An 18,332-nucleotide genomic window follows, 5' to 3' on the forward strand; every position below is an offset into this window, starting at 1 on the left:
CATTAACTTAAAATTTACCTTAGTAGTTAGATACGTTAAGGTTAACGAGATATTTTTCCAGGGAATTTGAAAATGAATAACAATAATGATGTGCAGGCACCAAGTGGTGCAATCGCACGTTTTCTAAATACCATAGAAAGGGTGGGTAATAAGCTGCCTGATCCGGCGATTATATTCTTAGTCGCCATGCTACTTATTTGGTTTTTATCTTGGCTTTTCTCGGGCACTACATTTGATGCAATCGACCCGCGCACTGGCGAAGCCATCGTTGTAAATAACCTATTAGCAGGGGACTCCCTTGCCACCTTCTTATCTTCGATGGTTAAAACCTTCACTGGCTTTGCGCCGCTTGGTGTGGTGCTGGTTGCTATGTTAGGTGTTGGTGTTGCTGAGCATTCTGGCTTTATCAATACCGGCCTTAAATTAATGTTAAAAGTAACGCCTAAGCAGCTTTTAACACCGTCTATTATTTTAGTGGCGATTGTCAGCCATACCGCAACTGATGCCGGTTATGTGTTAGTGATCCCACTTGCTGGGGTTATTTTCTATGCGATGGGGCGTCATCCGCTTGCTGGTATTGCAGCAGCGTTTGCTGGGGTAAGTGGTGGCTTTAGCGCAAACTTTATTCCGTCAGGGATTGATCCGTTACTGCAAAGCTTTACCCAAAGTGCGGCGCAAATTATTAACCCAGATATGGCGATTAACCCGCTCAATAACTGGTTTTTCACCTCAGCTTCGAGCTTATTTATTATCTTATTAGGCTGGTATATCACAGATAAAATCATCGAGCCGCGTTTACAAAACACGCCACTTGATGGAGATACCGAAGACCTACCTGCCTTTGATGAAGCACGCAGTGATGAAAAGCGTGCGTTCTATATTGCAAGCACAGTGATGATTGCAGGCCTTGCGCTACTATGGTTTGTTTCGGCCCCAGCAGACTCCGCGATGCGAAGCAGTGATGGCTCATTAACTAATTTCCGTTCACCGTTAATGCAATCAATTGTACCGCTTATCTTCTTACTGTTTTGGATCCCAGGTGCCGTATACGGTTTTGCCGTGGGTACCTTCAAAAGCTCTAAAGATATGATCGATGCAATGAGCAAAGCGATGAGCGGTATGGCTTATTATATTGTCATGGCGTTCTTCTGTGCGTTATTTATTGCTGCATTTAGTAAATCAAACCTAGGTGCATTACTTGCGATTGAAGGGGCGCAACTATTAAAAGCAATGGCTCTGCCAAGCTCAGTCACTGTGGTCGGTATTATCTTCTTAACGGCGTTCGTGAATCTATTTGTTGGCTCAAGCTCGGCAAAATGGGCGCTATTAGGGCCAATCTTTGTACCCATGCTGATGCAACTGGGTATTTCACCTGATTTAACGCAAGCTGCGTACCGTGTAGGTGACTCAAGCTCGAATATCATCACGCCACTAATGCCATACTTCCCACTGGTTGTTGTGTACTGCCAAAAGTATGTTAAAGGCACCGGTATCGGCACCTTAATCGCGATGATGTTACCGTACTCAATTGCCTTCTTAATCGGTTGGAGCATCTTCTTACTCGCGTACTGGGGCTTAGGTATTCCACTAGGTCTTCAATCAAGCTACGCATACCCAGCCATCGGCTCATAACAATTAGAGTAACAAAGCCTCAGCCATCCAGCGTGAGGCTTTAAAAAACTGAAGTCTGATAGCTTTACTACAGACACAAAAAAACCTTGTCACTCGCATGACAAGGTTTTTTATTGCTTAAAGCTTAAGCTTCAATTAGTTGGCAGTGAAGCTCACTGGACGACGCTCTTTACGAGGGCCACCACGTTTTTCACCCCGGTCTTTGAAGTTACGCTTCTTATCACCACGATCACCGCTTGGGCGCTCTGAGCGAGGAGCCGCAGGACCTTGGTCTTGCGTTAGCGTCATATTCATCGGACGTTTACAGATAAATACCTTTTGGAAGTGATCAAGCACATCTTTTGGCATGTTTTGTGGTAACTGTACCGTACTGTGATTGTCATGTAAGCGAATATCACCAATGAACTTGCTTGAGATATCAGCTTCGTTAGCAATCGCACCAACGATATTTTTAACTTGTACACCGTGCTCACGACCTACTTCGATACGGTAAGTATCCATAGGACCCATGTTACGGCTGTTGCGCTCACGCGGCTCACGAGGTTTACGCTCGCGTCCTTGGCGGTCGCCACGATCACCACGGTCATTGCGACGACGCTCGTTGCGCTCGCCACGCGGTTGAACTTTAACTTCTTCAACCTTGATTGGTGATTGTTGCTGCGCTAAACAAAGTAATGCACCTGCTAAGTCTTCAGCACTTAATTCAAGTTTTTCTGCCATATCAGCAGCAACTTGATTAAAGAAAGTGATGTCTTTGTTTTCAAGCGCAATTGTAAGCTTGTCTTGAAGCGCTTTAATGCGCTTTTCTTCAACAACTTTAGCTGTTGGTAAATCAACTTGTGCGATATCAGATTTCGTATGACGAATGATATTTTTAAGTAAATAACGCTCGTTATGTTTTACGAAAAGAATCGCTTTACCTTGACGACCCGCACGACCAGTACGGCCAATACGGTGAACGTAGGCTTCTGAATCTTGTGGAATATCGTAGTTAATTACTAAGCTTAAACGGTCTACATCAAGACCACGTGCAGCAACGTCTGTTGCAATAACGATATCAACTAGGCCGTTTTTCAAACGATCTACTGTACGTTCACGTGCTTGTTGGTTCATGTCACCATTAAGTGGTGCCGCAGAGAAACCTTCGCGCTCAAGTAATTCAGCTAACTGTACCGTGTCGTTACGTGTACGTACGAAAACAATTGCACCATCGTATTGTTCTGCTTCTAAGAAGCGAACGATAGCTTTGTTTTTGTGTACGTGTGCATTCCAAAATACTTGCTCAACCGTTGATACAGTTGAGTTACGCGCAGAGATATGAACTTGCTCAGGCTCATTCATGTACTTGCTGCTGATATTTTGAATTTGCTTAGGCATGGTCGCAGAGAAAAGACATGTTTGCTTTTCACGTGGCGTTTTCTCCATGATGCTTTCTACATCATCAATGAAGCCCATGCGTAACATTTCGTCTGCTTCATCAAGAACAAGGGCTTGTAAGCTCTCAAACTTGATTGTGCCACGGTTAATGTGGTCAATTAAGCGACCTGGCGTTGCAACAATGATTTGCGCGCCACGACGAAGTGCACTTAGTTGGATGCTATAGCTTTGGCCACCATAAAGGGCTAAAACTTCAACACCACGAGTATGCTTAGCATATTGTTCGAATGCCTCAGCTACTTGGATCGCAAGTTCACGCGTAGGCGTTAAAACAAGGATCTGTGGCTGCTTCACAGACGGGTCAATATTATTTAGTAACGGCAGTGCAAATGCTGCTGTTTTACCTGTACCCGTTTGCGCTAGTCCCAGTACGTCCTTTCTTTCTAGCAATAACGGTATACATTGAGCTTGGATTTCAGATGGAGTCTTGTAACCCAACTCTTCAACTGCTTTAAGGATTGCAGGAGAAAGATTTAGAGATTCAAACGTGACTGGTTCTGACATTAATACGCCTCAACGAATTTAAAGAGGCGCGCATTGTATAGGAAATACAAGGCAATTGCTTGTATAAATTACAACTAATTTGTATGTGGTTGATGTTGGTCATAATTTAATCAGTTTAAATTTACCAAAATCAACCACGTTTACAATTTATTGATATAACCCTAAATTTTCTTTAGCGTACGCTTCGAATTCAGTAAAGCCACCAATGTGGGCTTGGTCAATAAAAATCTGTGGTACGGTTGGGCAAGGTTTGCCTGCAGACTGTTCTAAATCTGCTTTGCTGATGCCTTCTTTAATGATGTCGATATAACGGTATTTAAAATCGTCACGCTCATTTGCTAGTTTTTCAGCAACGTCTTTTGCACGAACACAGTATGGGCAGCCTTCACGGCCAAAAATTACAGTTAACATATCGCTCTCCTCGATGGTTTATCTGATTATCATCTTAACGGATTAAATGAATAAAAACAGCGCATAAAATCGATTGCACTATTCTGTTTTTTCTCATTATTAGCGATTGAGCTAATCTAGAGTTCGCATTCTAAGGCCTAGTTCTGTTGAGTAACCCATAGAATGCGCAGTAATGGCCAACTGTTCATCAATAACATAATAAGTTGGGTAGGCACTGATTTTATAATCTTGACCTGTACTTTTACTGCCAAGTAGCACCGGCATTGTTAATTCGAGTGAATTAGTAAACTGTTTTACTTCAGTAATGTTTTGGTAATCAAGGGCAATTGCTATGGCATTTAACTTACCTTGCTGATGAGCCTTTTCTAAATTTGGCATACTGTAACGACAAATTGAGCACCAAGGCGCAAAGAAATACACCACTGTTTGCTTGCCTTGTAATTGTGCAATGGTCATCCGCTCTGTCGGGTTTTTTAGCGTGGCTAAATTAAAATAGGGGGCAGGGGTTTTATCAGTTGAGAGTAAATTACGTTGCTGAAATGCGGTCACGGCATACACAACGACTGCCATTAAAACGACATTTTTTAGCACACTGATAAATTTTTTTAAAAAAGTTGGATTTTTTTTCATTGTTATTTTGTACGTTGTTAGCCCTTTAAAATCAACTTATTCAGACCAGTTTGAGAGCACTTAACTTTCATTTAATTTAAAAAAATTACAATTTTTTTTGCTAAAAATCTTGAAAAGATTTTACCCGCCCATAAATAGTTTAGTGAGGACGCCTGATGGGTCCCAAACAAACTAAAGTAATTGAAATATATAGTATTAATTTAACTTTGTTAGCACTGGTTCAATAGAAGAGTACTAACAAAATATCGCTTAAATATGAGGATATAATTATGCGTACAGTAGACTTATCACCACTTTATCGTTCATTCATCGGTTTCGATCATTTAGCATCATTAATGGATGCGGCAGCTCGCACAGACAAGCAGCCAAGTTTTCCTCCGTACAACATCGAAGCACTCGATAAAGACAAATATCGTATCACTATGGCTGTAGCAGGTTTTAGTGACAGTGAATTGACCATTGAGTCAGAAAACAACACATTGAAAGTCAGCGGTACTAAAGCTGATAAACAAGATAATGCTGAACGTAAGTTCATTCACCAAGGCATTGCAGAGCGTAACTTTGAGCGTAAGTTCCAATTAGGTGACCACGTTAAAGTGCTTGGCGCTGACCTTGAAAATGGCTTACTAAGTATCGATTTAGAGCGTGAAATTCCAGAAGCTTTAAAACCACGTAAAATTGAAATCGGTAATGGTAAATTACTCGAAAACAAGTAATTTCCAACAGCATTGTTTCCCCTAGTTAGTTTTGCCGCCTCATTTGAGGCGGCTTTTTTCGTTATGTTTAGCAACTAATTCCGCTTGCAGCGTCTTTAAAGCCGCAATTTTATCTTCGGCTTCATTAAGCTTATCTTCTGACAATCCCGCTTGCTTACCACGTTCTAAAAGGGATTCGAGAGTAGCAATTTTACTTTCTGCGGCATCAATAAAGCGAAGTTCTAATTCAGTTTGTTGTGTTTGATGGTATGCCTGATACGCTTTATGGTCATTAAGATCACCTGTAAACCGCTTCGTCTGTTGGGGTTGTTTTGCAATGGGTGGAAAGTAATCGGGAGTTGTGATTGCCGCATTTGTAACGGCCTCATCGATTGTTTCACTGGTAATTAAAGTTGGCTTTACGTGCATACTGGTCATTGCTTGTTGATTACGAACATCTTTTTTCTCAACCTCAACGGGCAGCAGTGCTTTTTCAGCAGGCACTAAAGCAATATGTTTTGATTGCACATGCATAATAACCGCAGCACTAAAAAGCACACAAAGTGCTAAAGCTAGCCATTTCATAACTTAATCCCATGCGCTTTTTGCCACGCCAACCAACTCTGTTGGTAGTTAATTATGGCTTTTTCAACTGCGATGGCCTTTTTGGCTTGATAGCGTACTGTTTCGTCATTTGCGTCAAAGTAGCCAAACGCATGATCATAGCTCATTACTACCACCCATAAACCATTCGGTGAGCGTATTACCTCACTTAACTGTTGAGGCTTTTGTGTGAATGCTAATTGTACTGCCCAATTTCGTTTATGCTCTCGGGTTAAGTAGTTATTATATTGAGCGTAAATATCGGGCTGATTTAATTGCTTTAGTGCGTGTTGTATTGAGCTTGTTTCAGCTTGCTTTTTAAATGCTAAAGCCGCTTCTCTATCGGTAAATTCGCCGCCATGGGCCTTAACCGATTTTAGATAATGAAATCTTTCTTTGTGTTGTTGGTAATATTGCTGGATTTCAGCGTCAGTAACCTTATTCTCTAAGCGAGTTAACACTGGGCTCTCTACATGCATAATACCTTTTACCCCTAACCAGCTTTGAATCGAAGGCCTTAGGATATCGCCCTTGGCTATAGAATAAAGATGGGGTAGCGAAATTTGCTGTGTTTGTATGACCGCATCAGCTTGCTTTAAATGCAAAAGAAATTGTCGATGTTTTAAAACTTCGGTTTTGAACAGTTCGCTATCTCCTTGATGCAAACGAAAGCGAGTCTGCATAGAAAGAGGTGCAATAAATTCGTACAGCGTCATTGGGTTTTCAAACAAATCGAGTTTAATAGCATTGAACTGTTTGATTTGGGCATCACTGTACTGACCATCCAGAGGATATAGCCCTAAGTTGGTTTTCAGCCAGTGTTTATCAAATGGTTCAAGCCCAGTTATAGCTGCTTTACCGGTGAGATTTAACTGATGAATAAACAGATTATCTAAGTAGCGCATTACATGGTAATGAGTTGAAAAGCCAACACTCGCTTGGCGCTCTACAAGCTCAGGCATGCTTTTCTGTGCGTACTTAAGTAAAAATTGATTTTCGTAAAGGCGTTCACGTGTTTGCTGTTTGCTAATATCTGGGCTTTGTTCTTTGTAGACCTGCCACATGAGATCAATTTCAGATTCTGTGTATTGATTAAACGCAGCAACTGCTAGGTTGCTAAAAAGCAAACCTAGCAGTGCTGTCAAAATGTAAAGCCCACGCATTATCGAGCAACCATGGCATGATTAAGTAGGTGAACCACCATTGCAATCGCATGGGGAACCACTTGTTTTGCAGTATCGAGTCGGTCGTAATGATCTTTTGAATTTAACACGATCCCACCTTGTGCATACGAAAATGCACCGCCTTGGGTTAACAAAGGGCGTACATCAGTTGATTGTGTATCTAATGCAGCAAAGGTTGCCATGGCTTGTGAAACGAGTGCTGGATCGTTGAGGTTTTCTTGGTCGTAGTAGTCATTCACCCAACTTTCCCAGCTTGAGTGATTTAGATCGGAGGTTGTCCAAGTATGATGAGGTTGGAGTAAATCGGTGGTGTGAAATACAAAACCTAAAATCTGTGGATTACCGCTTTGTAAGTAACTTTGATACCAGTATTGCCCTAAGTTATCGATAGGTTGGAATGGCATTTCCTCAAAGTCATCATACATGGTGTAACTTGATTGGCTATCTATACGGTAATGGGCTTCAGTAACGCCATAGCTATTATATTTTGAAGAGTCAGCATTGAACCAGCCTGTTTCACCACCTTTACCATCATCAAGGTAATCACCTTTGAGCCACGTTGCGGCAAGATTATCAACAGCTCCCCATACTGTTAGTTTTTGATAGTTGTAGCCGCCAAAGTCGTTGCCATGTTGATCAGCACCTTGGGTGTGATTTTGAAAGTGCCAATAACTGGTGTATTTCACAATACTTTCTGCAGCACCCCAAACTGGTGCTTGTACGCAAGAACCTGTAATAGCACCACAAAAAAACGTGTCCTCAAAATCATCGACGTCATAGGCTGCTTGCCCAAGTAGCTCGCCAAGCTGAGCGACAGTCATATTATTTTGCTGAGCATAGCTGACTAACGCAGCGTATTGTGTTGTGCTTGGGTGTTGTTGCATGTAGTTAACGGCATCAATCACGATACGTTTGTGGGTTTCTTGACTAAACGCATGTACGTTACTGCAGCATGCAATTAAAAACGCTGCGCTAATAAGTGTTTTTTTCATTGTGTCCTCAAAGTGTTATTTAATATGCAGCGCTATTAAAAAAGAGCGTGGTTACACTAGAGTGACAAAATAATTAAACATTTAATTAACAAGTTTACCCAATATGGTACTTTGTCATTACAGTTTTTCTAAATTATCCAAGCACCAATTAGCACGTTTAAGAGTTGCTTGCTGAACAGATTCATCTTGCTTATACCAGTTGTTATAAATCATACCGATACGAGGGTTTTGTGATAGCTGCTGTTCATGTTCTAACATAAAATGCCAATATAGGCTGTTGAATGGGCAAGCATCCTCAGTGGTTTTTTCTTTAATGTTGTAGCTACAGTGTTTGCAATAATCACTCATTTTGTTGATGTAATTTCCACTGGCAGCATAAGGTTTAGTGGCAATTAATCCCCCGTCAGCAAATTGGCTCATTCCCCGAGTGTTGGGCATTTCTACCCATTCTATGGCATCGATATAAATACCTAAATACCATTCATCTACTTCACTAGGCTTAATAGCGGTTAATAAGCAAAAGTTACCCGTGATCATCAAACGTTGTATGTGGTGTGCATAAGCCGTTTGCAGGCTTTGTGTAATGGCATGGTGCATACAATTCATGTTTGTTTTGCCGTGCCAAAAATAGTCGGGTAGGGCACGCTTTGCATTTAAGGCATTTTTGCTGGCGTAATCAGGCATATTTTGCCAATAAATACCACGTACATACTCGCGCCAACCGAGAATTTGCCGAATAAAACCTTCAACTTGAGCAATATCAATAGGTTGCTTATCAAAGCTAGTTAACACTTGTTCGATGACCTGCATCGGGTGCAGCATTTTCGTATTAAGAGCAAACGATAAACGGCTGTGATACAAAGACCATTGGTACTGGGACTGGCATGTCATGGCATCTTGAAACTGACCAAAATGCACCAGTAAATGGTCGCAAAAAAAATCAAGTAACAGCTTTGCTTCAGCGCGCGTGGTTGGCCAAATTAAGGTATCGCTGCACTCACCAAAGGTATTTATTTTGTGCTTTTCTATCCGTTTAAGGATGTGGCTAACATCGTGACCGAAGCACAAAGGTTCGGGAATTTCTTTAAGATCGCTTGGTTTTAACTTGTTTCTATTTTGCTGATCAAAATTCCATTTGCCTCCACGAGGTTGGTTATCATCGTCCATTAAAATATTAAAACGTTTGCGCATAGCACGATAAAAAAACTCCATTTTTACCGGTTTATTTGGCTTAAAGTGCTGGTCAATATCGTTAAAAGGTAACAAGAAGTGTTCCGAATCAACTGCATTGACATTAAATTCGCTCTGCTGTGAAAAATCTGCAAGTTGCTTTTTAAGGCGGTATTCGTCTGGATATTGATACTCAATATTTTGGCATTGATACTGCTTCGCTAAGCGGGTGAGCAATTCAGGTAGCGTGGCATCATCTTCTGTATTATCAAGTGTTAAATGCAGGCAGTTCAAGTTGGCATTTTTGAGTGCTGTAGCAAAGTTTTCCATTGCAGCAAAAAAAGCGGTCACTTTTTGCAAATGATGCTTTACATAGTCTGTTTCTTGTTTCAATTCGGCAATCACGTACAGTGTGTCTGGTTGTGATTTATTTTTAAACCAGCTATGACTTGCATTAAGTTGATCGCCAAAGATAAATCTCAGGGTGGCATATTGCACTTCTAAAAACCTTAGTGGATCATAATTGAATTAACTACGAAACAAACTAGGAGATAGATCGATAAAGTTAGTGTATAAATAAGGTATAACTATGGAAGGCAAAAAATGAAATCTAACACTATTAATACTCATATTATTTGGGCTACATGTTTATTTATAAGCACTGCGGCGAGTGCATCAGTGTATCAGTGCGAAAAAAATGGTGTGGTTGAGTTTAGTCAGTTGCCATGTGGGGAAGATGCTAAATTAATAACAATAAAAGAGCAAAACCCTTTCCTATCCAATGCTGTACAAGGAAAAAGTACTGAGTCAGTATATTCTCAAACGACTGGTCAAGTTGATAGCTATATCAGGACCAAACAAATAGCAGTAGAAATAGCTGAGCATAATAATAAAATAGATACCTTTAAGCTTCGTATGAATAATGAAATTGCAGCATTAAATAATCAGTCCGATGCGCAGTTACAAAACTTAGTTGGTGCAAAAAAACAAGCCGCTATTGCAAAGCAAATGAGTGCTGTATCTGAGCGTTATGCTGTTCTTATTGACAATGAACAGCGAAGTATTGACAGACTAATCGCCGAAAATAACAGAATAAACAATAGTTTCAATGAACTATCAAATAACGATGAGGTTGATAGCTTTATTCGTAGCAAACAAATCATGCAACAAATCGCTGAGCATGAAAATAAGATCGATACTTATAACGAACAACTAAACCAACAGATTAGCCTACTAGAAAAGCAAGTTAGCCATAGACCAAATAACTTAGCTGACGCAAATAGTGATCAAGCTTTAGTTGATAAAATGAGTGCGTTGACAAGCCGCTTCAATACACTTATCTCTGTTGAGCAAAGGCAAATTGATAGACTTCGAAATGAACTGAGTCAATTGTGAGCTTTATAAACGAAGCGTCTTGTTTTAATAGAAACCACGGTAGAGTGTGAAAATAAGTAACTTTTCACAATATTAGAAAAAATACGAATAGCCAGCTCCCAAGCTTGTTGCTGATGGCTATTGTAGGTCTTGATAAAGAGTAGACGAGTCTCAATAAAAGCCTCACAAAGAATATCAATATCTTTTGACGCTACGTTTAAAAAGCTCAGGTTATTCGCTAAATAATGAATAAACGGCGTGACTTGCTGTAAGTCATCAAGGTGACTTACTACTTTGTTGAGCGCACAGTAAAGAATATAGCTACGCTTAGTTATGCTGTCTTGCTCAGGAACTGTCATGGTTAACTGACGAGCATTAAGACTGCGATGATATGCGCTTGTAAACTGATGGAAATCTGGTTTTAGCAATTCAATATCTTGTAGTAACAGTCTTTTTTGAAATGAAGATAGACTCATAGTAAATCGCTTAATAGCCAAGGCTATAGGTTATTCTTATTATATGACTAAATATAGGCGAGAATTTTCAGTTATGGGAAATTTTATGACAAGGTTGTCATAAAATTTTTAGGCAAAAAATAGTCTAACTAATTCATGTAGGAAGGTTGCTAATTGAGCGCTACATGCTTATAATAGCCGCCATTGAATTGAGGTGTTTAGCACTCGATTAAACGATATTAAGTTACTTTTAATATCTATTGGCGCGGGATGGAGCAGCCTGGTAGCTCGTCGGGCTCATAACCCGAAGGTCGTCGGTTCAAATCCGGCTCCCGCAACCAAATACATGCTAAGGCATTGTAAGTGTACTTAGTATGCACAGTAATTTTTACTGTATGAAGTCGCGCATTCTGGTAATGCGCGTTTTGCGTTTAGGCTATCTAGTTTAATTTAGTCAGGTGACTGACTCGCAACCAAGCTTGGCCCTAGGCCACACAGTTTTATGCTTTAGGTGTGACGCCCCGCTTGGTTCGGGGCGTTGTTGTATCTGCTTGGCGGTGATTTTAAATCATTATTAAACTCAGTATTTCAGGGCTATATGCCCTTTTTTTGTTTGTATGGAGGATTTTCGTGACAAAACTTGAGCAAGATTTAGTAGCCATGCTCTCACCGGCCGTTGAAATGTTAGGCTTTGAGTTACATGGTCTTGAGTTTGTGCAAGCTGGTCGCCACTCTACATTACGTGTTTATATCGATCACGATGCAGGGATTACGGTTGACAATTGTGCCGACGTTAGTCGTCAAGTTAGCGCAATTTTAGACGTCGAAGACCCAATTACAAATGAATATGATTTGGAAGTTTCGTCTCCTGGTGTTGATCGTCCATTATTCAAACAAGATCACTACGAGAAGGCGCAAGGAGAAGAAGTACGCGTGCGTACTAAGCTTCCGCAAGATGGTCGTCGTAACTTTAAAGGCGATTTAGTATCAGTTAGCAGTGATATGATCACACTTTCAGCAGATGGCACTGAGCATATGATTATGATCAGTAACATTGAACGTGCGAACATCATCGCAAAGTTTTAATTCGAGTGCGAAGGAATAGGGCAAGCGAGGCATAACCCATGGCAAAAGAAATATTATTGGTTGCTGAAGCCGTCTCCAATGAGAAAGCGGTTCCAAAAGAAAAGATTTTTGAAGCGTTAGAGTTCGCATTAGCGACTGCGACAAAGAAAAAACACGATGGCGAAATTGAAGTTCGCGTATCAATCGATCGTAAAACAGGTGATTACGACACATTCCGTCGTTGGAAGATTGCTGAAGTTCTTGAAGATGGTTCTTTAGAAAACCCTTACAGCGAAATCACACTTGAAGCGGCACAGGTTGAAGACGAAAGCCTACAATTAGGCGATTACGTTGAAGAACAAATTGAGTCAATCAAGTTTGACCGTATTACAACACAAATGGCTAAGCAAGTTATCGTACAAAAAGTACGTGAAGCTGAGCGTGCATTAGTGGTTGAAGAATACAAAGATCAACAAGGCGAATTAGTAACAGGTGTTGTTAAAAAAGCAACCCGTGATGCTATCGTACTTGACCTAGGTAACAATGCTGAAGCGGTTATCTACCGTGATGATATGTTACCGCGTGAAAACTTCCGCCCGGGTGACCGTATCCGTGGTCTTCTTTATGAAGTTAAGCCAGAAGCACGTGGCGCGCAGTTATTTGTAACGCGTTCTAAGCCAGAAATGCTAATGGAACTTTTCCGCATTGAGGTGCCAGAGATTGGCGAAGAGATGATTGAACTACGTGCAGCTGCACGTGATCCAGGTTCTCGTGCAAAAATCGCGGTAAAATCTAACGACAAACGTATCGACCCAGTAGGTGCGTGTGTTGGTATGCGTGGTGCACGTGTACAAGCAGTTTCAACTGAGCTTGGTGGTGAGCGTGTTGATATCGTTCTTTACGATGACAACCCAGCGCAATTCGTTATCAATGCAATGGCGCCAGCAGAAGTTGCGTCAATCGTAATGGACGAAGATACACATTCAATGGATATCGCTGTTGAAGCCGATAACCTAGCACAAGCAATCGGTCGTAATGGTCAAAACGTTCGTCTTGCTAGCCAGTTAACTGGTTGGGAATTAAACGTAATGACCGTTGATGACATGCGTGCGAAGAACGAAGCTGAATCAGATAAGTTAATCAACTTATTCACTGAATACCTAGATATTGATGATGAGTTTGCAACTTTACTTATCAACGAAGGTTTCTCAACACTTGAAGAAGTGGCTTACGTACCAGCATCAGAATTCTTAGAAATTGACGGTTTAGATGAAGAAACAGTTGATATCTTACGTTCACGTGCAAAAGACGCATTAACAACGAAAGCGCTTAAAACAGAAGAAAGCCTAGAAGGTGCAGAACCTGCAGAAGACCTACTAGCACTTGAAGGTTTAGAGCGTCACCTTGCATTTGTTATGGCAAGTAAAGGTGTAGTAACACTTGAAGACTTAGCTGAGCAAGGCATTGATGAGTTAGTAGACATCACTGAACTTTCAGAAGAAGAAGCTGGCAAGCTAATTATGGCTGCGCGTAACATTTGTTGGTTCGCAGACGAGTAATTTATTAACGGAGGTATTACACACTATGGCAGAAGTAAATGTTGAAAAACTAGCCGGAGATATTGGTACAACTGTTGATAAATTACTACAGCAGCTAGAACAAGCCGGTATTTCTAAAAAAGCAGGTGATATGGTAACTGAGTCTGAAAAGTCGACGTTATTAGATCACTTGAGCAAGCAGCACGGCGGCACGGGCTCAGAAGGCCCAGCTCGCATGACTTTGCAACGTAAAAGCAAAAGTACGCTAAGCGTAACTGGCTCTACAGGTAAAGCGAAGTCTGTGCAAGTTGAAGTACGTAAAACACGTACTTACGTTAAGAAAAGCGCCATTGAGCAACAGCAAGAAGAAGAGCGTTTAGCTGCAGAAGAAGCTGCACGTAAAGCAGCAGAGCTTAAAGCCCAGCAAGAAGCTGAAGAGCTTAAAGCGAAACAAGAGGCAGAGCGCAAAGCGAAAGAAGAAGCTGAGCGTAAAGCCAAAGAAGAGGCTAAACGTAAAGCTGAAGCTGAGCGTAAAGCGAAACAGAAGCAGATGACCCCAGAGCAAAGTGCTAAGTCTGAACAAGATCGCGCCGAAGCTGAGCGTCTGCAAAAAGAAGCAGAAGAGGCCGCATTGAGAAAAGCTGAAGAAGAAGCGAAACGTCAAGCAGAAGAGGCAAGAAAGCTAGCTGAAGAAAATGAAGCTCGCTGGAAAAAGGAAGAAGAAGAGCGTAAGCAGCGTGAAGAAAACGCTGATCACCACCTTACGACTTCTACTTACGCACGTGAAGCAGAAGATGAATCTGATGCACGTGAAGAGCAAAGCGCTCGTCGTAAGAAAAAGAAAAAAGGACCTCAAAAAGAGAAACAGCCTACTGGTCCTAAAGGCAAGAAAGGTAAGCTGAAAGCACCAACATCTTTACAACATGGTTTCCAAAAACCAACAGCAGACGTGAAAAACGAAGTTCGTATCAGTGAAACAATCACTGTTGCTGAGCTTGCGTCACGTATGGCTGTTAAAGGTGCTGAAGTTGTTAAAACGATGATGAAGATGGGTGACATGGTTACCATCAACCAAGTGATCGACCAAGAAACAGCACAACTTGTAGCTGAAGAAATGGGTCACAAGGTTATTATCGTTAAAGAAAACGAATTAGAAGAGAAAGTACTAAGCGACCGTAGCGAAGAAGGTAAAGCGATTCCTCGTGCGCCGGTTGTAACAGTAATGGGTCACGTTGACCACGGTAAAACGTCAACACTTGACTACATTCGTTCAGCAAAAGTTGCTTCAGGTGAGGCAGGTGGTATTACACAGCACATTGGTGCATACCACGTTGAAACAAATGGTCACATGATCACGTTCTTAGATACTCCGGGCCACGCCGCGTTTACATCAATGCGTGCACGTGGTGCTAAAGCAACGGATATCGTAATCCTAGTCGTTGCTGCGGATGATGGTGTAATGCCACAAACTAAAGAAGCGGTTCAGCACGCCCGTGCTGCAGGCGTTCCTTTAATCATCGCAGTAAACAAGATGGATAAAGAAGGCATCGACCCAGATCGCGTTAAGAACGAACTAGCACAATTAGACGTTATCCCAGAAGAGTGGGGTGGTGACACGCAATTCGTTCATATCTCAGCAAAAACAGGTTTAGGTATTGATGACCTACTTGAAGCGGTACTAATGCAAGCTGAAATCCTAGAGCTAACTGCACCAGCTGAAGGTATGGCTGCAGGTGTTGTAATTGAATCGCGTCTTGATAAAGGCCGTGGTCCAGTTGCATCAATCCTAGTTCAGTCTGGTACGCTTAACCAAGGTGATATCGTACTGTGTGGTCTTGAATATGGCCGTGTTCGTGCGATGAAAGATGAGAACGGTAAAGACATCAAGTCTGCGGGTCCGTCTATCCCAGTTGAGATTTTAGGTCTGTCTGGTATCCCTGCTGCTGGTGATGAAGCAACAGTAGTTAAAGATGAGCGTAAAGCGCGTGAAGTAGCACTTTACCGTCAAGGTAAGTTCCGTGAAGTGAAGCTTGCTCGTCAACAAAAAGCGAAGCTTGAAAACATGTTTACGAACATGGCTGAAGGCGATGTATCAGAAGTTAACATCGTTCTTAAAGCTGACGTACAAGGTTCAATTGAAGCAATTGCTGATTCATTAACTAAGCTTTCTACTGATGAAGTTAAAGTGAAAATTGTTGGTTCAGGTGTAGGTGGTATCACTGAAACTGATGCAACGCTTGCAGCGGCGTCAAACGCAATCGTTGTTGGCTTTAACGTACGTGCTGATGCATCAGCTCGTAAAGTAATTGAGTCAGAAAACCTAGACTTACGTTACTACAGCGTAATCTACAGCCTGATTGAAGAAGTTAAACAAGCGATGTCAGGTATGCTTGCACCAGAATTCAAGCAAGAGATCATTGGTCTTGCTGAAGTTCGTGACGTGTTCAAGTCACCTAAGATTGGTGCAATCGCAGGTTGTATGGTTACTGAAGGTATCGTTAAGCGTAGCGCGCCTATCCGTGTACTTCGTGATAACGTGGTTATCTATGAAGGTGAACTTGAGTCACTACGTCGCTTTAAAGATGACGTTCAAGAAGTACGTAACGGTATGGAATGTGGTATCGGCGTTAAGAACTACAACGATGTTAAAGTTGGCGACCAAATCGAGGTATTCGAGACGGTTGAAGTACAACGTTCACTTTAATTTCGTTTAAGTCACTATTTTAAATGGGGGCCTAGCCCCCATTTGTGTATTCGTAATTAAATTAACTTATTCTTTAACATCAATAAGTTATTATTTTAGAGTGAAATGAAATGAGAGAATTTTCTCGCACTGATCGTGTTGCACAGCAAATTCAAAAAGAGATTGCTGTTATTCTTCAACGCGAAATCAAAGATCCACGCTTAGGCATGGTGACAGTGTCTGCGGTTGAGGTATCTCGCGATTTATCTTACGCAAAAGTATTTATCACAGTGTTTAATACTGACGATGAAGATAAAGCCAAGCAAAGCGCTAAAATCTTAAATGAAGCAACGGGTTATATTCGTTCTTTATTAGGTAAACGCATTCGTGCGCGCATCATGCCTGAGTTACGTTTTGTGATCGATAACTCGCTTATGGAAGGTATGCGTATTTCAAACTTGGTTGACTCAGTTATTCGTGAAGACAATGCCAAGCATGTAGACGAAGATGACAGCGAAGAAGGCACTAAAGACTAATGGCTAGACGCAGTAAAGGTCGTGCTATTGACGGCATCTTATTACTTAATAAGCCGCAAGGTATTTCATCAAACAAAGCATTGCAGCAAGCAAAGGGAATTTACTTTGCTCAAAAAGCAGGCCACACCGGTGCGCTTGATCCGCTCGCGACGGGTATGCTGCCTATTTGTTTTGGTGAAGCGACTAAGTTTACCCAGTTCTTGCTTGATACTGACAAAACCTATGTTGTACGCGCCAAACTTGGTGAGCGAACCACGACCTCTGATTCAGATGGTGAAGTGGTTGAAACGCGCGACGTATCGGTCACCCGTGAACAATTAGCTGAGCAAATTGCCAGTTTTTTAGGTGAGTCGGATCAATATCCTTCGATGTACTCTGCGCTTAAATACCAAGGTCAGCCTTTGTATAAATATGCTCGCGAAGGTATCGAAGTGCCGCGTAAGTGTCGAAAAATTAATGTATTTAGTTTAACGCTTGATGAGTTTGATGAAGCTAATAACGAAGTACAAATGACGGCACACGTCTCTAAAGGCACTTATATTCGTACTATTGTCGACGACTTAGGTGAAAAGCTTGGCTGTGGTGCGCATGTCATCATGTTACATCGCAGTGCAGTTGGCCATTACCCAAGTGAAAAAATGGTCACTCTTGAGCAACTTGAAGAAAAGCTACAGCAGGCAAAAGCAGACGATGTTGCGCCTTCAAGCTACCTAGATGAGCTTCTATTGCCAATGGATACTGCTTTGGTTGATTTGCCTGTGATTGAGATCACCCAAGAGCAGGGCGTAGCATTTAGTCATGGTCAAACAGTCGTGATTGGTAAGCCTGTACCAGATGGTGTGGTAAAGGTAATGGCTGATGGGGTGTTCATTGGTACTGGTGAGCGTCATAAAGACGGTCATTTAAAATCAAAGCGTGGCTTATCAAATCAACTGCCTGAGTAAAGATTACCTTGTAGTTATTAGCAAAGCTGGGTAGAATACGCCCCGCTCAATCGTTTTGGCTGAATTAGTGATCGGCTAAAACACAATTTAAATTAATTTTTGGAGTTACTATGTCACTAAGCAATCAAGAAAAAGTTGAAATCATCGCTAAATTTGCACGCGCTGAAGGCGACACTGGTTCACCTGAAGTACAAGTTGCACTTCTAACTTTCGATATCAACAAGCTTCAAGGTCACTTTGCTAGCCACAAGCACGACTTCCACTCACGTCGTGGTCTTCTTCGCAAAGTAAGCCAACGCCGTAAACTGCTTGACTACCTTAAAGGTAAAGACATTGCACGTTACACTGCGTTAATCCAAGAGCTTGGCCTACGTCGCTAAGAACTAGATTACGAGAAAAGGGGCTATTTAGCCCCTTTTTTTGTGCGCGCATGAAAGGTATACTAGCGCACACCTAGGTAGTGGATACTGCTTAGATAT

At 41.6% G+C, this 18,332-nt stretch carries 17 protein-coding genes and 1 tRNA gene; 10 read left to right on the forward strand and 8 right to left on the reverse strand.

Translation table 11 applies throughout. The annotated features are described in order from the left end of the window. The first annotated feature begins 72 nt into the window (after nucleotides 1-72). Nucleotides 73-1,632, forward strand: a complete 1,560-nt coding sequence (locus tag CWC02_RS19635) for an AbgT family transporter (protein ID WP_054562105.1) — start codon at nucleotides 73-75, stop codon at nucleotides 1,630-1,632. Nucleotides 1,633-1,767: 135 nt separating this feature from the next. Here CWC02_RS19635 and CWC02_RS19640 read toward each other — a convergent pair whose 3' ends face one another. The 3 genes from CWC02_RS19640 to CWC02_RS19650 form a co-directional block, all read right to left on the reverse strand. Beyond that, nucleotides 1,768-3,573, reverse strand: a complete 1,806-nt coding sequence (locus CWC02_RS19640; protein WP_138619858.1) for a DEAD/DEAH box helicase — start codon at nucleotides 3,571-3,573, stop codon at nucleotides 1,768-1,770. Nucleotides 3,574-3,720: 147 nt separating this feature from the next. After that, nucleotides 3,721-3,984: a GrxA family glutaredoxin gene (locus CWC02_RS19645; RefSeq protein ID WP_054553185.1), complete on the reverse strand. Its 264-nt coding sequence runs from the start codon at nucleotides 3,982-3,984 to the stop codon at nucleotides 3,721-3,723. A 111-nt stretch (nucleotides 3,985-4,095) separates the two neighbouring features. After that, a complete protein-coding gene (locus CWC02_RS19650; RefSeq protein WP_228290524.1) occupies nucleotides 4,096-4,554 on the reverse strand; it encodes a TlpA family protein disulfide reductase in 459 nt (152 codons plus the stop codon). A 329-nt stretch (nucleotides 4,555-4,883) separates the two neighbouring features. Between CWC02_RS19650 and CWC02_RS19655 the strand changes: the two genes are divergently transcribed. Continuing rightward, the gene (locus CWC02_RS19655; protein WP_054562102.1) at nucleotides 4,884-5,330 is read left to right on the forward strand and encodes an Hsp20 family protein; all 447 of its coding nucleotides are present in this window, start codon (nucleotides 4,884-4,886) and stop codon (nucleotides 5,328-5,330) included. Between the two features lie 39 nt (nucleotides 5,331-5,369). Here the strand turns inward: CWC02_RS19655 and CWC02_RS19660 are convergent, their stop codons facing one another. The 4 genes from CWC02_RS19660 to CWC02_RS19675 form a co-directional block, all read right to left on the reverse strand. Beyond that, nucleotides 5,370-5,894: a hypothetical protein gene (locus tag CWC02_RS19660; protein ID WP_138619860.1), complete on the reverse strand. Its 525-nt coding sequence runs from the start codon at nucleotides 5,892-5,894 to the stop codon at nucleotides 5,370-5,372. Further along, a complete protein-coding gene (locus tag CWC02_RS19665) occupies nucleotides 5,891-7,075 on the reverse strand; it encodes a peptidylprolyl isomerase (protein WP_249364144.1) in 1,185 nt (394 codons plus the stop codon). Before CWC02_RS19665 ends, CWC02_RS19660 begins: the two co-directional genes overlap by 4 nt. Next, on the reverse strand, nucleotides 7,075-8,088 hold the full coding sequence (locus CWC02_RS19670) for a phospholipase C/P1 nuclease family protein (protein WP_138619861.1): 1,014 nt from the start codon (nucleotides 8,086-8,088) through the stop codon (nucleotides 7,075-7,077). Before CWC02_RS19670 ends, CWC02_RS19665 begins: the two co-directional genes overlap by 1 nt. Nucleotides 8,089-8,205: 117 nt before the next feature. Then, the gene (locus tag CWC02_RS19675) at nucleotides 8,206-9,756 is read right to left on the reverse strand and encodes a cryptochrome/photolyase family protein (RefSeq protein ID WP_138619862.1); all 1,551 of its coding nucleotides are present in this window, start codon (nucleotides 9,754-9,756) and stop codon (nucleotides 8,206-8,208) included. A gap of 105 nt (nucleotides 9,757-9,861) precedes the next feature. On the opposite strand from CWC02_RS19675, the gene CWC02_RS19680 reads away from it, so the two are divergent. Then, on the forward strand, nucleotides 9,862-10,653 hold the full coding sequence (locus tag CWC02_RS19680; protein WP_138619863.1) for a DUF4124 domain-containing protein: 792 nt from the start codon (nucleotides 9,862-9,864) through the stop codon (nucleotides 10,651-10,653). Here CWC02_RS19680 and CWC02_RS19685 read toward each other — a convergent pair. Beyond that, the gene (locus CWC02_RS19685) at nucleotides 10,644-11,108 is read right to left on the reverse strand and encodes a globin family protein (protein ID WP_138598988.1); all 465 of its coding nucleotides are present in this window, start codon (nucleotides 11,106-11,108) and stop codon (nucleotides 10,644-10,646) included. The genes CWC02_RS19680 and CWC02_RS19685 overlap by 10 nt on opposite strands. Nucleotides 11,109-11,351: 243 nt before the next feature. Here CWC02_RS19685 and CWC02_RS19690 point away from each other — a divergent pair. The 7 genes from CWC02_RS19690 (at nucleotide 11,352) to rpsO (ending at nucleotide 18,233) form a co-directional block, all read left to right on the forward strand. Then, nucleotides 11,352-11,428, forward strand: a tRNA-Met gene (locus CWC02_RS19690). A gap of 289 nt (nucleotides 11,429-11,717) precedes the next feature. Further along, nucleotides 11,718-12,173, forward strand: coding sequence for a ribosome maturation factor RimP (gene rimP, locus CWC02_RS19695; protein ID WP_054553177.1), 456 nt, complete (start codon nucleotides 11,718-11,720; stop codon nucleotides 12,171-12,173). Nucleotides 12,174-12,211: 38 nt separating this feature from the next. Then, nucleotides 12,212-13,711 carry a transcription termination factor NusA gene (nusA, locus tag CWC02_RS19700; protein WP_054553176.1) on the forward strand — a complete coding sequence of 500 codons (1,500 nt, stop codon included), beginning with the start codon at nucleotides 12,212-12,214 and terminating at the stop codon, nucleotides 13,709-13,711. A 25-nt stretch (nucleotides 13,712-13,736) separates the two neighbouring features. After that, nucleotides 13,737-16,394, forward strand: coding sequence for a translation initiation factor IF-2 (infB, locus tag CWC02_RS19705; RefSeq protein WP_054553175.1), 2,658 nt, complete (start codon nucleotides 13,737-13,739; stop codon nucleotides 16,392-16,394). Nucleotides 16,395-16,504: 110 nt separating this feature from the next. Next, nucleotides 16,505-16,909, forward strand: a complete 405-nt coding sequence (rbfA, locus tag CWC02_RS19710) for a 30S ribosome-binding factor RbfA (protein ID WP_054553174.1) — start codon at nucleotides 16,505-16,507, stop codon at nucleotides 16,907-16,909. Continuing rightward, nucleotides 16,909-17,853 (forward strand): tRNA pseudouridine(55) synthase TruB, encoded by a 945-nt coding sequence (gene truB / locus CWC02_RS19715; RefSeq protein WP_054553173.1) that lies wholly within the window; start codon nucleotides 16,909-16,911, stop codon nucleotides 17,851-17,853. The genes rbfA and truB overlap by 1 nt, the downstream gene beginning before the upstream one ends. Before the next feature lie 110 nt (nucleotides 17,854-17,963). Beyond that, a complete protein-coding gene (rpsO, locus tag CWC02_RS19720) occupies nucleotides 17,964-18,233 on the forward strand; it encodes a 30S ribosomal protein S15 (RefSeq protein WP_054553172.1) in 270 nt (89 codons plus the stop codon). The last annotated feature ends 99 nt before the right edge of the window (nucleotides 18,234-18,332 follow it).

The sequence above is a fragment of the Pseudoalteromonas sp. S2721 genome, from assembly GCF_005887425.1.
Taxonomy (GTDB): Bacteria; Pseudomonadota; Gammaproteobacteria; order Enterobacterales; family Alteromonadaceae; genus Pseudoalteromonas; species Pseudoalteromonas simplex.

Coding starts and splice junctions, on each gene's coding strand:
- CWC02_RS19635 (WP_054562105.1), top strand. CDS start 73: ATGAATAACAATAATGATGTGCAGGCACCAAGTGGTGCAATCGCACGT.
- CWC02_RS19640 (WP_138619858.1), bottom strand. CDS start 3,573: ATGTCAGAACCAGTCACGTTTGAATCTCTAAATCTTTCTCCTGCAATC.
- CWC02_RS19645 (WP_054553185.1), bottom strand. CDS start 3,984: ATGTTAACTGTAATTTTTGGCCGTGAAGGCTGCCCATACTGTGTTCGT.
- CWC02_RS19650 (WP_228290524.1), bottom strand. CDS start 4,554: ATGGCAGTCGTTGTGTATGCCGTGACCGCATTTCAGCAACGTAATTTA.
- CWC02_RS19655 (WP_054562102.1), top strand. CDS start 4,884: ATGCGTACAGTAGACTTATCACCACTTTATCGTTCATTCATCGGTTTC.
- CWC02_RS19660 (WP_138619860.1), bottom strand. CDS start 5,894: ATGAAATGGCTAGCTTTAGCACTTTGTGTGCTTTTTAGTGCTGCGGTT.
- CWC02_RS19665 (WP_249364144.1), bottom strand. CDS start 7,075: ATGCGTGGGCTTTACATTTTGACAGCACTGCTAGGTTTGCTTTTTAGC.
- CWC02_RS19670 (WP_138619861.1), bottom strand. CDS start 8,088: ATGAAAAAAACACTTATTAGCGCAGCGTTTTTAATTGCATGCTGCAGT.
- CWC02_RS19680 (WP_138619863.1), top strand. CDS start 9,862: ATGAAATCTAACACTATTAATACTCATATTATTTGGGCTACATGTTTA.
- CWC02_RS19685 (WP_138598988.1), bottom strand. CDS start 11,108: ATGAGTCTATCTTCATTTCAAAAAAGACTGTTACTACAAGATATTGAA.
- nusA (WP_054553176.1), top strand. CDS start 12,212: ATGGCAAAAGAAATATTATTGGTTGCTGAAGCCGTCTCCAATGAGAAA.
- infB (WP_054553175.1), top strand. CDS start 13,737: ATGGCAGAAGTAAATGTTGAAAAACTAGCCGGAGATATTGGTACAACT.
- rbfA (WP_054553174.1), top strand. CDS start 16,505: ATGAGAGAATTTTCTCGCACTGATCGTGTTGCACAGCAAATTCAAAAA.
- truB (WP_054553173.1), top strand. CDS start 16,909: ATGGCTAGACGCAGTAAAGGTCGTGCTATTGACGGCATCTTATTACTT.
- rpsO (WP_054553172.1), top strand. CDS start 17,964: ATGTCACTAAGCAATCAAGAAAAAGTTGAAATCATCGCTAAATTTGCA.